Here is a 13,903-nt window from a genome sequence, read left to right on the forward strand (position 1 = left end):
GATCTTTAAAGTATAACGTATTTATTTTCTAGAAATTACTTTTTTAGCAGCTTCCACAACAGATACTGCATTTAAACCGTATTTTTCCATTAATTGTGCAGGTGTACCAGATTCTCCAAAAGTATCTTTTGTACCTACAAATTCTTGTGGTGTAGGAGTGTTTAAAGACAATGTTCTAGCAACACTTTCTCCTAAACCGCCAATAATATTATGTTCTTCTGCAGTTACAATACAACCTGTTTTAGCAACAGATTTTAAAATTATCTCTTCATCTAAAGGTTTAATGGTATGTATGTTTATTACTTCTGCAGATATTCCTTGTGCTTCTAATTGTTCTGAAGCTTGCAAAGCTTCCCATACTAAATGACCGGTAGCAACAATAGTAACATCTGTACCTTCTGTTAATTGAATTCCTTTACCTATTTCAAATTTTTCATCTTTGTAATCTGGCATAAAAATAGGCACAACTGGGCGACCAAAACGTAGGTAAACAGGACCTTCATGTTCTGCAATAGCAATTGTAGCTGCTTTGGTTTGGTTATAATCACACGTGTTAATTACTGTCATTCCTGGCAACATTTTCATTAAACCAATATCTTCTAATATTTGGTGTGTTGCTCCATCCTCTCCTAAGGTTAGACCTGCATGAGATGCACAAATTTTTACATTTTTATCTGAATATGCAATCGATTGACGAATTTGATCATACACTCTACCAGTAGAAAAGTTAGCAAACGTACCCGTAAAAGGAATTTTACCTCCAATTGTTAAACCAGCAGCAATACTTATCATGTTTGCTTCTGCAATACCAATCTGGAAAAATCTTTCAGGGTTTTCTTTAATAAATTGATCCATTTTTAAAGAACCAATTAAATCTGCACATAAGGCAACTACGTTAGGGTTTGTTCTACCTAACTCTGTTAAACCATCTCCAAAACCTGAACGAGTGTCTTTCTTTTCTGTGTACGTGTATTTTTTCATTATAATTGTGTTGTATTGTGTTGTAAAATTTGCGTAAAAATAAACTTTTATTTTGCTTTAGAGAAGAGAAAACAGATAATAGGCAAAGACTTTTAAAATATTACAAGCAAGCTTTATAAAAGCCTCTCTAAAAGAGTTGAAATTTGGTTTATAATTTTAGTTAACTAACTAGTTATCAATTTTAAAAAACTAATATAAAAAAGTATGGACACAAAAAAACTCTTATTTCTAAGAAGCTTTGTTTTTGGGTGGAAGACGGGACTCCTTTCGTCACTGCTCAAGATAAGCTTCTCGTCCCTACTTAATTTCTAAAAAAACTTTAGGTACAAAAAAAGCTTCTTATTTCTAAGAAGCTTTGTTTTTTGGGTGGAAGACGGGACTCGAACCCGCGACACTCGGTACCACAAACCGATACTCTAACCAACTGAGCTACAACCACCATATAATTGCGGCTGCAAATATATATCTTTTTTCTAATTCAACAAAATAAAATATTAAATTAATTTACTTAAATTTTCAACAGCCACATAACGCTCTGTAGTATAACCTTCTGCAGATTCTACTCCAATCAATCTTCCTAGATCTTTTGCTCTATAATCTACACTATCTGTAAAATTCTTACTTGTAATTGGTGTTTCTGGCTCATTACTTGTCGGATCATAGAATTGAGAAGTATATGCTAACACAGATTTCTTCTTAATATCCATAAATCCGGTAACGTCCATTACAAAATCTGGTGTTACATTTTTCCATTGTATATAATGATACACTAATTTGGGTCTCCATCTTTCTTGCAACTCTCCTTCTACTTCTGTTTCAATTTTTACTAAACCACTTAAAAAGCAAGCGTCAGAAACTAAATTACTTCCTTTTGGATGGTCTATATGACGATCATCAATAGCATTACATAAAACAATATCTGGTTGGTACTTTCGTATCATTTTAATAATGGCTAATTGATGCTTTTTATCATTTGTAAAAAAACCATCAGAAAACCTTAGGTTTTCACGCACAGAAACCCCTAAAATATCTGCCGAATTAGCAGCTTCAATATCTCGTAAATCTGCAGATCCTCGAGTACCTAATTCACCTCTTGTAAGATCTACAATCCCTACCTTTTTCCCTAAGGAAACTTCTTTTGCTATGGTTGCTCCACAACCCAATTCCACATCATCTGGATGGGCTCCAAAAGCCAAAATATCTAATTTCATATATAATGTACTTATTAAAATAAATTAATGTTTTATCAGTTTTTGTTCTAAAAACTGTCCGATTGCCTTAAAAATAGACAACAAATTCATCCTTTTATTAATTATTCTATAACAAAAAAATAAATTGAATCATCAAAAATAATCAATTTTTAAAGAAACGTAACAAGAAATTATTTCTATTACGTTTTCGTATTTAATTTTATATAAAGCTCACTTCTTTTTGTTAGGATTATCATAAAAGTTAACGCCAGCTTAGAGGTATGATATATGTCATAAAACAAACTCTATAATGTGAGTAATTTTACAGTATAGAAAAACAATAATATAAACGTCAATAAATTGGCAATTGTAATACACATTAATTAATAAATATAAAATTAAATTATGGAAACTAACAGAAACATGGAAACTTACGGTCTGAAGAACGTAACTGTAAATTGGAACTTATCTCCTGCTGAACTTCAAAAAATTACTATTGAAAAAGGAATGGGTAAAGAAACTAAAAATGGAACTTTAGCTGTTAATACTGGTAAATTTACTGGTAGATCTCCTCAAGATAGATTTATTGTAAAAGATGCTTATACAACAGATAAAGTTTGGTGGGGAAAAACCAACAAACCAGTTTCTCAAGAAAACTTCGATAAATTAAAAGCAAACGTAGTAGATTACTTATCTAACAGAGAATTATACGTAAGAGATGGTTCTGTTTGTGCAGACCCAACTTATAAAACAGATATTAGAACAGTAACAGAATTTCCTTGGTCTAGTTCATTTGTATTTAATATGTTCTTAAGACCTTCTGAAGAAGAATTAGCTAATTTTAGTGAAGAGTGGTTAGTTTTATGTGCTCCTGGTTATGTTTGTGATGATCCTAAAGCATACGGAATTCGTCAAGGAAACTTTTCTATCATTAACTTTACAGATAAAATTGCTTTAATTGGTGGTTCTGCTTATACAGGAGAAATTAAAAAAGGTATTTTCTCTGCCTTAAACTTAGTGTTACCAATAGAAAAAAATGTATTACCAATGCACTGTTCTGCAAACGTTGGGGAAGATGGAGATACTGCAATTTTCTTTGGATTATCTGGTACAGGAAAAACAACTTTATCTGCAGATCCTAACAGAAAATTAATTGGTGATGATGAGCATGGTTGGACAGCTGAAAACAACATTTTTAACTTTGAAGGTGGTTGTTATGCTAAAGTAATTGATTTATCTGAAGAAAAAGAACCAGATATTTTTAGAGCGATTAAGCCAGGTGCTTTATTAGAAAATGTAGTATTTGATAAACAAGGAGATGTAGATTATATGGATAGCACAATTACACAAAATACACGTGTAAGTTACCCAATTTATCACATAGATAATATTGCAAAACCTTCTTATGCAGGTAACCCTAAAAATATTTTCTTTTTAACTGCAGATGCTTTTGGTGTATTGCCTCCAGTTTCTAAATTAACTCCTGGTCAGGCTGCATACCACTTTATCTCTGGTTATACTGCAAAAGTAGCAGGAACAGAAGCAGGAATTACAGAGCCTGTACCATCATTCTCTGCTTGTTTTGGTGAACCTTTTATGCCATTACACCCAACAAAATATGCTGAAATGTTAAGTAAAAAAATGACAGAAGCAGGTGTAAATGTTTGGTTAATTAACACAGGTTGGTCTGGAGGTCCTTACGGAACTGGTTCTCGTATTAAATTAAAATACACTAGAGCAATGATTACTGAAATCTTAAACGGAAGTTTAGATAATATCGAATTTGAACAACACCCTATTTTCGGATTATTTATGCCAAAATACTGTCCTAATGTTCCTACCGAAATGTTAAACCCAATGAATACTTGGATAAACAAAGGTGCTTACATTAGTAAAGCAATTCATTTAGCACATTTCTTCCACTTAAACTTTGAGAAATTTGCAAACGAAGCATCAGAACACATCATTGAAGGTGGTCCATTAATTGATGAACACCACAAATTAGATCACATGTAAAATTCTAACAAATTTTCATTTTAAAAAGCAAAGAGTTTTTAACTCTTTGCTTTTTTTATGGCTTGTAAAATATCCTCAATTAAATCTTCTACTTCTTCTATCCCCACAGAAAAACGAATTAAACCGTCCTTAATTCCTCTTGCCAAACGCTCTTCTTCACTCAATAAAGCGTGTGTTGTTTGTACCGGACTTACGGTTGTACTTTCTAAACCAGCTAAACTCATAGAAGGTTTTATTAACTGTAAATGATTCTGAAACTTCATAGCATCAATTCCTTCAGATAATTCAAAAGACATCATTGCACCAAAACCTTTCATTTGTTTCTTTGCTAACGCATACTGCGGATGACTTTTTAATCCTGGGTAATAAACAGTATCAATATCTAAATTACTTTCTAAAAATTCTGCCATTTTCTGCGCATTTTTAGTCTGTTCTTTTACACGTAAATTCAATGTTTTTAAACTTCTTTCTAACAACCAAACCGTTTGATCGCTTAAATTCCCGCCAAAATTGATGGCTGTTTTCCAAATTTTCTCAATGTGTTCTTTTGAAGCTGCAATTGCTCCCGCAGAAATATCAGAATGCCCTCCCATGTATTTAGTAGCAGAATGCAACATAATATCAATTCCAAAATCTATCGGATTCTGATTAATAGGTGATGCAAACGTATTATCTATCATGGTTAAAATTCCGTTTTCTTTTGCCAAATCTGCAATTGCTTTCATATCAGTAATCCCTAATAACGGGTTAGATGGTGTTTCTATGTATAAAACCTTGGTATTATCTTTAATTAAAGGTTTAAAATCTGCTACTTTATCAGACTCTGTAAACGAATATTCTATTCCGAATTTATCAAATTCTGATACAATAAAATTATACGTTCCTCCATAAATTACTTGCTGTATAACCACATGATCTCCTTTTTGTAAAAAAGCAAATAATGCCGCAGAAATTGCCGCCATACCAGAACCAAAAATCAAAGCATCTTCCGTTTTTTCTAAAGCTGCAATTTTCTTGTGCAACATTTCCTGATTTGGAGTATTAAAATAACGTGGATATCGTTTTACATCAACGCCATCAAAAGCATAAGATGTAGCAGTATAAATAGGCGAAACCGCTCCTTTAAACTGTTCGTCTTTTACTTCTCCAACATGCACACATGTAGTGTTAATTCCAAATTTCTTAGATTCTTTCATTTCTATCATTATTTTATGATTGCTAATTTAATAATTACTTGTGTAATCCTCTAAAAAAAACAATATCTTCGTTCTATGATATCTGTATTACTTGTTGGAACTGGAAATGTAGCTACACATTTACATACTGCTTTTTTAAAAGCTGATACTATTGCTATTACGCAAATTAGTTCTAGAAATTTAGAGAATATCCCAGCAGCAGATCTTACAATTATTGCTGTTTCAGATGATGCAATTGCAGAAGTTTCTTCTAAAATAAAAAATAAACTTGTAGTACACACCTCAGGTGGATGTGCTATTAGCGAGTTAAAAAACAAAAATAACAAAGGTGTTTTTTACATGTTACAAACTTTTTCTAAAGGAAAGAATGTTCATTTTAATGACGTACCTTTTTGCTTAGAAGCTACCAATAAAAAAGACCAACAATTACTTAATGATGTTGCAAAAGCAATAGGACAAAAAATTTACCTAATAAACTCTGAACAACGAAAAGCATTGCATGTTGCAGCTGTATTTGTAAATAACTTTACCAACCACCTTTATAAAATTGGGAATGATATTTGTATAGAGCATAAAGTACCTTTTGAGGTTTTGCTTCCTTTAATTAAAGAAACAGCATCTAAAATAGCATCTTTATCTCCAACAAAAGCACAAACAGGACCTGCAGTTAGAAAAGATAAAAAAACAATAAAAAATCATCTAGATTTGTTAGATGTAAATCAACAAGAAATCTATCAACTTTTAACAAAATCAATTCAGAGTTCAATTGATTAAGTTTATTTTAAACAAATAATGTCACTTCTAACGCAGTTGAGAAGTTTTATAAAACATATATATGGAAATTAGTTACAAACAATTATTACCCAAAATAAATACTTTAATTTTTGACGTAGATGGCGTACTCACCAACGGAATGGTTACCATTATGCCAGATGGAGAATTAGTAAGACACATGAATATTAAAGATGGTTATGCTTTAAAAACGGCTGTTGATAAAGGCTTAAATGTTTGTATTATTTCTGGAGGAAAAAACGAAGGTGTTAGAACCCGTTTAGCCAACTTAGGTATAAAAGATATTTATTTAGGCGCTCACGATAAAATTAAGCAATACAACGAATTGGTAGAAAAATACAATTTAAAACCAGAAAATGTATTGTATATGGGAGATGACATACCAGATTACCCTGTTATGAAATTAGTAGGTATGCCTTGTTGCCCAAATGATGCAGCGCCAGAAATACAAGGAGTTTCTAAATATATTTCTTATAAAAAAGGTGGCGAAGGCTGCGTGAGAGACGTTATTGAACAAATTTTACGTGTTCAAGGAAAATGGGAAAATAATTTTAGTGCAAAATATGACTAAATATCTATTCGTTTAATTTAAAACGATAACTTACAAATCAATTAAATAAATTAGACCTCGCTTATCGAGGTCTTTATAAAACAAAAAACATGAAAAAATCTCTTTTAACATTCGTACTTATAATTACTTCTTTTACTATGAGTTCACAAACAATTTTTGGAAAATGGAATTCTAAAAATGATGAAACAGGTAAAGTTGACTCTGTTGTAGAAATCTATGAAAAAGATGGAAAAGCTTTTGCAAAAATAATAGACATAAAAAACCCTGACAGAAAAACAGCTGTTTGTAGTTTATGTGAAGGAGTTAATAAAGACAAACCAATTTTAGGTTTAAATATTTTATCTGGTCTACAAAAAGATGGTGATGAATGGTCTGGAGGTACAATCTTAGATCCAAGAAATGGTAAGGTTTACAAAAGTTATGTTGAATTAGTAAAACCAAATAAATTAAAAGTCCGTGGTTATATTGGTCTTTCATTATTTGGAAAAACGACATACTGGGAAAGAGCTTTATAAATTATATAATTCAGTTTTTTTTTTAAATTATTAAAATCATTATGGATAATACCCATTTTACAATTGAAAGCAAAAATCTTTCTGCTAAAAGTTCTTTGGTAGAAAATATCTTAAAAGGGATACATAGTTTCCCTAATTTAAAAAACAAAAAAGGGCTTTTATTTTCAAATTCTATTTTAGATAGATTTATAGATGAAGAAGATAAACACAGCAAACAAACCTTAACAAGTAAAGAAAAGAGAAGCATTAGAACCTTATCTAGTGGAGAGCAAAAAAAGGCTTTACTAAACTATTTATTGCAACAGAAACCAGACTTTTTAATTTTAGACAGTCCGTTTGAAAGTTTAGACATTGCTTCTGTCTCTAATTTAAAAGAAGATCTTATTGCATTATCTTCAGAAATTACTTTAATTCAGCTTTTTAGTAGAAAAGAAGAAATTTTACCAATAATAACACATGTTTTAGAAATTGAAAACGATGAGATTATTGAGAATATTCCTATAGAAAAATACACTTTTAAAGAAACTAACTTTAGTTTTACCGGAGAAGTTCCTAAACCAATTACATTTTACAAAAACATACCAAACCAACTTATATCCTTACAAAATGTAAATGTAGAATATGATGAAAGATGTATTTTAAAGAACATTAATTGGACCATCAATAAAAATGAATTTTGGCACTTAATAGGTCCTAATGGCTCTGGAAAAACCACTATTTTATCCATGATTTATGGAAATAATGTAAAAGCTTTTAGACAAGAAGTTTATTTGTTTGGTAAGAAAAAAGGATCTGGAGAAAGTGTTTGGGAAATTAAAGAGAAAATAGGTTATTTTAGCCCTGCTATATTAGAATTATTTAAACGCAAAATTACAGTTGCGCAAATGGTGCTTTCAGGTTTTTATGATAGCGTTGGTCTATACCAAACCCCAACTACACTTCAAATTAAAACAGCAGATGATTGGCTTGAGTTGTTAAATTTAAAAGGCAAAAGAAATAGCTCTTTTCAAGACCTAACAGCAGCTACTCAAAGATTGGTTTTAATAGCTAGAGCTATGATTAAGCATCCACCATTATTAATTTTAGATGAACCATTAATAAATCTAGATAACCAAGGAACTGCAATTGTGGTTGCTTTAATTAATAAAATTGTAAAAGAAAGTGATACCACTATACTTTTTGTTTCTCATAGAGAAGTAGAAAACCTACAACCTAATTTTATTTATGAGCTTTTTCCGAGTATAAATGGCTCTGTAGGTAAGGTTAAAGAAAATAGTTAGTTCTTTTCTTCCAACATCGGTACAAAAGCAAAATCTCCTAATTCGTGTTTTTCAAACGCTGTAGCAGATTTTCTAATAAATAAAGTCATTATTTGTGTTTTGTCACCAACCGGAATTAATAACTTACCTCCTACTTTTAATTGAGACAATAAAGGTTTAGGAACAAAAGGAGCACCAGCAGTCACGATAATTTTATCAAATGGTGCTTCTTCTTTTAAACCTATATATCCATCACCAAAAATAAATCGTTTGGGGTTATACCCCAATTTAGGTAAAAAAAGAGACGTTTTCTTAAACAACTCTCGTTGTCTTTCTATAGAGTACACTTCTGCCTTTAACTCTAACAAAACAGCGGTTTGATACCCAGAACCAGTACCAATTTCTAATACTTTTTCACCAGGCTCTATTTCTAATGTTTGTGATTGAAAAGCTACCGTGTAAGGCATAGAAATAGTTTGCTCTGCTGCAATAGGAAAAGCTTTATCTTGATAAGCATGAGACTCAAAACTACTATCAATAAATAGATGACGAGGAATGTTACGCACTGCCTTCAATACATTTTTATCAATAATCCCTTTTGCATTTAGCACTCTAGCAAGTTGGTTTCTAAGGCCTTGGTGTTTAGAAGTATCTTTCAAATTTTATAAATTTCTGGAGTCTAAAAATAGTAATTAATCCATATACATAAGCATAAAATTGTATCTTTGTTTTTGGCTGATTTTTAAATCAGAAAAAATAAATTAATGTCTTTATAATGAACCTATTTACTACAAAGTAAGTAGTCATAAAATAACAATTACACTAAAACGGTTATTTTTACTTTGTTCTGAGAGACTAAAAATATTATATATGCTTAAAGTAGGAGTGTTAGGTGCTGGTCACTTAGGAAAAATTCATTTACGATTATTACAACAATCAGACAAATACAACTTAGTTGGTTTTTACGATCCTTCCAAAGAAAATGCAAAAAATGTTGCAGAAGAATTTGGCTATACCGCTTTTGATTCTGTAGAAGCTTTAATAGATGCTGTTGAAGTTGTAGATATTGTAACACCTACTTTATCTCATTTTGATTGCGCTAAATCTGCTATTGAAAAAGGACGTCATATATTTATTGAAAAACCAATTACTAAAACTGTTGTTGAGGCAGAAGCTTTAAAAACTTTGGCAAGTCAGTTTCATGTTCTAGGACAAGTTGGTCATGTAGAACGCTTTAACCCTGCATTTACAGCTGTAAAGGATCAAATTGAAAACCCTATGTTTATTGAATGTCATCGTTTGGCAGAATTTAACCCAAGAGGTACAGATGTGCCAGTAGTGTTAGATTTAATGATTCATGATATTGATATTATTCTTTCTGTTGTAAAATCTCAAGTTAAAAATGTACACGCAAGTGGTGTGGCTGTTATTTCTGAAACTCCGGATATTGCAAACGCAAGAATTGAGTTCGAAAACGGTTGTGTGGCTAATTTAACTGCAAGTAGAATTTCTATGAAAAACATGCGTAAATCTCGCTTTTTTCAAAAGGATGCCTATATTTCTGTTAATTTTTTAAGTAAAGAATCTGAAGTTGTTAGAATGAAAGATGTGCCTGCAAACCCAGATGAATTTGCAATGATTTTACAAAATGCAGAAGGTGTTAAAAAACAGATTTATTTTGAAAACCCTGAAGTAGAAAATAACAACGCTATTTTAGATGAATTAGAATCTTTTGCTAGTTCAATTAAAAGCAACACATCTCCTGTAGTAAGTTTAAGACAAGGAACAGAAGCATTAAAAGTTGCACAAATGATTATTGATTGTTTTTAATAACAAGTAATAAACAAGTGTTATATTTGACTAAAGTGCGTATTAAAATTAAAATATTTATATAGGAAATATACCTCGCTCCCTTTAGGACTAGGCTGTTGATTTAAAAACAACTACGAACGGATATTTCCTTTTAAAAAAGTGAATAGTTTTTGAATAAATACTAAGGTTTACAAATAATTGCGTTAGGGATTGAGCGGTTTGTTTGAGCTCTTTTGAGGTACGAAAAAAGCGAGTAGCGAAAGCCCGATAAAACGCCCAAATAAATAGAATATATATGAAAAACATAGCTATTATTGGAGCCGGAACCATGGGAAATGGAATTGCTCACACCTTTGCACAGTATAATTATAAAGTAAGTTTAATAGACATTTCTGAAGTTTCTTTAAAAAAAGGAATGGACACCATTACTAGAAATTTAGACAGAATGGTAGCCAAAGAAAAAATTTCTGAAGCAGATAAAACTCAGACTTTAAAAAACATTAGCACTTTTACCTCTATTAAAGACGGGGTTAAAGATGCTCATTTAGTTGTGGAAGCAGCTACTGAAAATGCTGTTTTAAAAGCAAAAATTTTTAAAGAATTAGATGAAGTTTGTAATGAAAATACCCTTTTAGCTACCAATACTTCTTCTATTTCTATAACGCAAATTGCAGCAGCAACCAACAGACCAGATAAGGTTATTGGAATGCATTTTATGAACCCTGTGCCAATTATGAAGTTGGTAGAAATTATTAGAGGTTACAATACTTCTAATGAGGTAATGGAAACCATTGTTGCACTTTCTAAAAAGGTTGGTAAAATTCCGGTGGAAGTAAATGATTATCCTGGTTTTGTGGCTAACAGAATTTTAATGCCTATGATTAACGAATCTATAGAAACTTTATACAATAATGTTGCTGGTGTAGAAGAAATTGATACGGTAATGAAACTTGGAATGGCACACCCTATGGGGCCTTTGCAATTGGCAGATTTTATTGGTTTAGATGTTTGTTTGTCTATTATGAATGTTTTGTATGATGGCTTTAAAAGCCCTAAATATGCTCCTTGCCCGTTATTAGTAAACATGGTAATGGCAGGTAAATTAGGTGTAAAATCTGGTGAAGGTTTTTATGATTATTCAGAAAGTAGAAAGGCTGAAAAAGTAGCTAAAATGTTTTCTTAATCTCTAGACACAAGAGCAACAATATCTAATTAGATGGACAAAAAACAATATCTATTTTTTTTATTTTTTATACTCATCTATTCTTTAAATGCGCAAGAGAACAAAAAAGGGATTCTAAACATTAAAAAGGTTGGAATTTTGTATAATAATGTAAATGCTAAAAACTTTATATTTGAAGATGAAGATTACAAATACACCTCAAATACATTAAAGTTACAAGCTTTTTACAACTTAGGAAAATGGAGGTCTTTTGATTTTGAATTGATTATTCAACCACAAATACAGGTTATAAAACATCAATTACTGAACTCTTATTTTGTATTACCTTCCGAAGAAAATTTTGAAGATAAAATAATTGAATTTACAACGCCTAAAACAATGCATTTATATGCTTTTGAATTGGGCTTTGTGATAAAAAAAGAAGTTATTAAAAATTTAGATTTTCAGTTTACAGCAGGTTTAGGTATAGCAACCATAGACACAAGAACAGAGCGTTTAGCAAAAGGTTTTACATTTTTAGAAAATGCCTCTTTAGGACTTTCTTATAAAACTACAAAAAAAATAGCTTTGTATATTGGAAGTAATATTGGGCACGTTTCTAACCTAGATTTTAAGTCTCCAAATAATGGATATACTTTTTTAGGTTTGGAAGTTGGTGTTTCTTATGCTCTAAAATAAAGACTATCCTTAAAATAAAATTCCTATTAGAACTAAGATTTACTTTAGTTCTAATAGGAATTAATTTTTAATGTAATAAGATACTGAAACTAATTTAGTATAATACGTTTCTATCTTTTTAAAATTATTTACCTAACCAAGAGTTTAACATCCAAATTGTTTTTTCTTGTTCTGCAATAAAATCACTCATCATAGAGTTTGTACCTTCATCATTTGCTTCATCTGAAGAGTCTAATATAGTTCTTTCAACTTTTAATAATTCAGAAAGCGAGTTTACAACCAACTCCACTGCTTCTACATCATTAGAAATATTTTTTCCTACAGGTACTATTGCTAAATTAATATAATCTGTAAAAGTATGTAAAGGCTTGCCTTGTAAAGTTAAAATACGTTCTGCAATGTCATCTATTTTTACTTGAGAATCTGTATAAAATTCTTCAAACTTTACATGCAATTCAAAGAAGTTTTTCCCTTTAATATTCCAGTGTAAACCTCTTAAACTTTGATAATAAATTTGAAAATTCGCTAACAAACCGTTTAATTCATCTACTAAATTTGCAGTTTCTTTTTTGTCTAATCCTAAAATTGATTTGTTCATTTTATCTTTTTTTTATTGATACATCAAATTTATGAGAAATTTAACCAGATAAAGAATAATTATAATTGATAGTTTTAATATCTTTATCAAAAATTTTTATACAAAATGACTATTACCCAATTAAAATACGTTTTGTCTGTTGCAGAATACCAGAATTTTACGGTTGCTGCAGAACATAGTTTCGTAACTCAACCTACACTGAGTATGCAAATTCAAAAATTGGAGGATGAATTAGGTGTTAAGATATTTAATAGATCTAAAAAACCAATTGAATTAACAGAAGTAGGTAAAAAAATTGTAGAACAAGCAAAAGTAATTGTAGATGAAAGTAACAGAATATTAGATATTGTTCATCAACAAAAAGGATATATAGGAGGCGAATTTAGATTGGGAATTATCCCTACAGTTATGCCTACATTATTGCCTATGTTTTTGCAAAATTTTACAAAAAAATACCCGAAAGTAAAGTTAATTATAGAAGAATTAACTACGGAAGAAATTATAAGAAAATTAACTGATGGACATATAGATGCAGGTCTTGCTGCCACACCTTTAGAAAATGAGGCTATAAAAGAGAGGCCTCTATACTACGAGCCTTTTGTTGGTTTAATACCACAAAACCATCGTTTATATAAAAACAAAACCATTACTGCCGAAGAGTTAGAAATGGAAGATATTTTATTACTAGAAGATGGGCACTGTTTTAAAGACAGCGTTATTAATTTATGTAGAACACATAAAATTGATAACAAAAAAGGGTTTCAATTAGAAAGCGGAAGTTTTGATACCTTAATTAAACTATCTAAAGAAGGTTTAGGTATGACATTGCTACCTTATTTACATACTTTAGACTTAAATGAGATTGATAAAAGTCATTTACGTGAATTTACAACACCTCCTCCCGCAAGAGAAGTGAGTTTAATTTACCATAAATCACAATTAAAAATGCAATTAATTGAAGCCTTAAAGAAAACGATAGATGGTGTTGTTAGAGGTGCTATTTCTTTTTCTGATGTAAAAATTATTAGTCCTTTGCAGAAAAAATAAACAGTATTAAAACTATTTTTAAATCATAAAAAAAAGGAAGCTAAAATAGCTTCCTTTTTTTTATG

The 13,903-nt window shown here is 30.6% G+C and carries 14 protein-coding genes and 1 tRNA gene; 9 read left to right on the forward strand and 6 right to left on the reverse strand.

The window, feature by feature from the left end; all coding sequences use genetic code 11:
- Positions 1-21: 21 nt before the first annotated feature.
- The 3 genes from KV700_RS04835 to bshB1 all read right to left on the reverse strand — a co-directional run bounded on the left by KV700_RS04835 (position 22) and on the right by bshB1 (position 2,192).
- Positions 22-981 carry a transketolase family protein gene (locus KV700_RS04835; protein ID WP_166382011.1) on the reverse strand — a complete coding sequence of 320 codons (960 nt, stop codon included), beginning with the start codon at positions 979-981 and terminating at the stop codon, positions 22-24.
- Positions 982-1,345: 364 nt separating this feature from the next.
- Positions 1,346-1,421: transfer RNA gene (locus KV700_RS04840), tRNA-His, on the reverse strand.
- Between the two features lie 54 nt (positions 1,422-1,475).
- A complete protein-coding gene (gene bshB1, locus KV700_RS04845) occupies positions 1,476-2,192 on the reverse strand; it encodes a bacillithiol biosynthesis deacetylase BshB1 (RefSeq protein WP_218599383.1) in 717 nt (238 codons plus the stop codon).
- A gap of 384 nt (positions 2,193-2,576) precedes the next feature.
- On the opposite strand from bshB1, the gene pckA reads away from it, so the two are divergent.
- The gene (gene pckA / locus KV700_RS04850) at positions 2,577-4,187 is read left to right on the forward strand and encodes a phosphoenolpyruvate carboxykinase (ATP) (RefSeq protein ID WP_166382007.1); all 1,611 of its coding nucleotides are present in this window, start codon (positions 2,577-2,579) and stop codon (positions 4,185-4,187) included.
- A gap of 38 nt (positions 4,188-4,225) precedes the next feature.
- On the opposite strand, the gene KV700_RS04855 is transcribed toward pckA, so the two are convergent.
- Positions 4,226-5,383, reverse strand: a complete 1,158-nt coding sequence (locus KV700_RS04855) for a PLP-dependent aspartate aminotransferase family protein (RefSeq protein ID WP_218599818.1) — start codon at positions 5,381-5,383, stop codon at positions 4,226-4,228.
- A gap of 75 nt (positions 5,384-5,458) precedes the next feature.
- Between KV700_RS04855 and KV700_RS04860 the strand changes: the two genes are divergently transcribed.
- The 4 genes from KV700_RS04860 (at position 5,459) to KV700_RS04875 (ending at position 8,541) form a co-directional block, all read left to right on the forward strand.
- Positions 5,459-6,157 (forward strand): Rossmann-like and DUF2520 domain-containing protein, encoded by a 699-nt coding sequence (locus tag KV700_RS04860; protein ID WP_166382003.1) that lies wholly within the window; start codon positions 5,459-5,461, stop codon positions 6,155-6,157.
- 61 nt (positions 6,158-6,218) lie between these two features.
- Positions 6,219-6,746: an HAD family hydrolase gene (locus KV700_RS04865; RefSeq protein WP_218599384.1), complete on the forward strand. Its 528-nt coding sequence runs from the start codon at positions 6,219-6,221 to the stop codon at positions 6,744-6,746.
- Positions 6,747-6,835: 89 nt separating this feature from the next.
- Positions 6,836-7,261, forward strand: coding sequence for a DUF2147 domain-containing protein (locus KV700_RS04870; RefSeq protein ID WP_218599385.1), 426 nt, complete (start codon positions 6,836-6,838; stop codon positions 7,259-7,261).
- Between the two features lie 41 nt (positions 7,262-7,302).
- On the forward strand, positions 7,303-8,541 hold the full coding sequence (locus tag KV700_RS04875) for an ATP-binding cassette domain-containing protein (RefSeq protein WP_218599386.1): 1,239 nt from the start codon (positions 7,303-7,305) through the stop codon (positions 8,539-8,541).
- Here the strand turns inward: KV700_RS04875 and KV700_RS04880 are convergent.
- Complete coding sequence (locus KV700_RS04880) at positions 8,538-9,179, reverse strand: protein-L-isoaspartate(D-aspartate) O-methyltransferase (protein ID WP_166381994.1); 642 nt, start codon at positions 9,177-9,179, stop codon at positions 8,538-8,540. The two genes, KV700_RS04875 and KV700_RS04880, sit on opposite strands and share 4 nt — an antisense overlap.
- Before the next feature lie 211 nt (positions 9,180-9,390).
- On the opposite strand from KV700_RS04880, the gene KV700_RS04885 reads away from it, so the two are divergent.
- From KV700_RS04885 to KV700_RS17235, 3 genes are all read left to right on the forward strand, one after another.
- Complete coding sequence (locus KV700_RS04885; RefSeq protein WP_166381992.1) at positions 9,391-10,350, forward strand: Gfo/Idh/MocA family protein; 960 nt, start codon at positions 9,391-9,393, stop codon at positions 10,348-10,350.
- A gap of 277 nt (positions 10,351-10,627) precedes the next feature.
- The gene (locus tag KV700_RS04890; protein ID WP_218599387.1) at positions 10,628-11,515 is read left to right on the forward strand and encodes a 3-hydroxybutyryl-CoA dehydrogenase; all 888 of its coding nucleotides are present in this window, start codon (positions 10,628-10,630) and stop codon (positions 11,513-11,515) included.
- A 33-nt stretch (positions 11,516-11,548) separates the two neighbouring features.
- Positions 11,549-12,193: an acyloxyacyl hydrolase gene (locus KV700_RS17235; RefSeq protein ID WP_254712973.1), complete on the forward strand. Its 645-nt coding sequence runs from the start codon at positions 11,549-11,551 to the stop codon at positions 12,191-12,193.
- A 124-nt stretch (positions 12,194-12,317) separates the two neighbouring features.
- Here the strand turns inward: KV700_RS17235 and KV700_RS04900 are convergent, their stop codons facing one another.
- A complete protein-coding gene (locus KV700_RS04900) occupies positions 12,318-12,791 on the reverse strand; it encodes a Dps family protein (RefSeq protein WP_166381988.1) in 474 nt (157 codons plus the stop codon).
- 105 nt (positions 12,792-12,896) lie between these two features.
- On the opposite strand from KV700_RS04900, the gene KV700_RS04905 reads away from it, so the two are divergent.
- Positions 12,897-13,838 carry a hydrogen peroxide-inducible genes activator gene (locus tag KV700_RS04905; protein ID WP_166381986.1) on the forward strand — a complete coding sequence of 314 codons (942 nt, stop codon included), beginning with the start codon at positions 12,897-12,899 and terminating at the stop codon, positions 13,836-13,838.
- Positions 13,839-13,903: the final 65 nt, after the last annotated feature.

Source organism: Polaribacter sp. NJDZ03, assembly GCF_019263805.1.
Taxonomy (GTDB): Bacteria; Bacteroidota; Bacteroidia; order Flavobacteriales; family Flavobacteriaceae; genus Polaribacter.

Coding starts and splice junctions, on each gene's coding strand:
- KV700_RS04835 (WP_166382011.1), bottom strand. CDS start 981: ATGAAAAAATACACGTACACAGAAAAGAAAGACACTCGTTCAGGTTTT.
- bshB1 (WP_218599383.1), bottom strand. CDS start 2,192: ATGAAATTAGATATTTTGGCTTTTGGAGCCCATCCAGATGATGTGGAA.
- pckA (WP_166382007.1), top strand. CDS start 2,577: ATGGAAACTAACAGAAACATGGAAACTTACGGTCTGAAGAACGTAACT.
- KV700_RS04855 (WP_218599818.1), bottom strand. CDS start 5,383: ATGAAAGAATCTAAGAAATTTGGAATTAACACTACATGTGTGCATGTT.
- KV700_RS04860 (WP_166382003.1), top strand. CDS start 5,459: ATGATATCTGTATTACTTGTTGGAACTGGAAATGTAGCTACACATTTA.
- KV700_RS04865 (WP_218599384.1), top strand. CDS start 6,219: ATGGAAATTAGTTACAAACAATTATTACCCAAAATAAATACTTTAATT.
- KV700_RS04870 (WP_218599385.1), top strand. CDS start 6,836: ATGAAAAAATCTCTTTTAACATTCGTACTTATAATTACTTCTTTTACT.
- KV700_RS04875 (WP_218599386.1), top strand. CDS start 7,303: ATGGATAATACCCATTTTACAATTGAAAGCAAAAATCTTTCTGCTAAA.
- KV700_RS04885 (WP_166381992.1), top strand. CDS start 9,391: ATGCTTAAAGTAGGAGTGTTAGGTGCTGGTCACTTAGGAAAAATTCAT.
- KV700_RS04890 (WP_218599387.1), top strand. CDS start 10,628: ATGAAAAACATAGCTATTATTGGAGCCGGAACCATGGGAAATGGAATT.
- KV700_RS17235 (WP_254712973.1), top strand. CDS start 11,549: ATGGACAAAAAACAATATCTATTTTTTTTATTTTTTATACTCATCTAT.
- KV700_RS04900 (WP_166381988.1), bottom strand. CDS start 12,791: ATGAACAAATCAATTTTAGGATTAGACAAAAAAGAAACTGCAAATTTA.
- KV700_RS04905 (WP_166381986.1), top strand. CDS start 12,897: ATGACTATTACCCAATTAAAATACGTTTTGTCTGTTGCAGAATACCAG.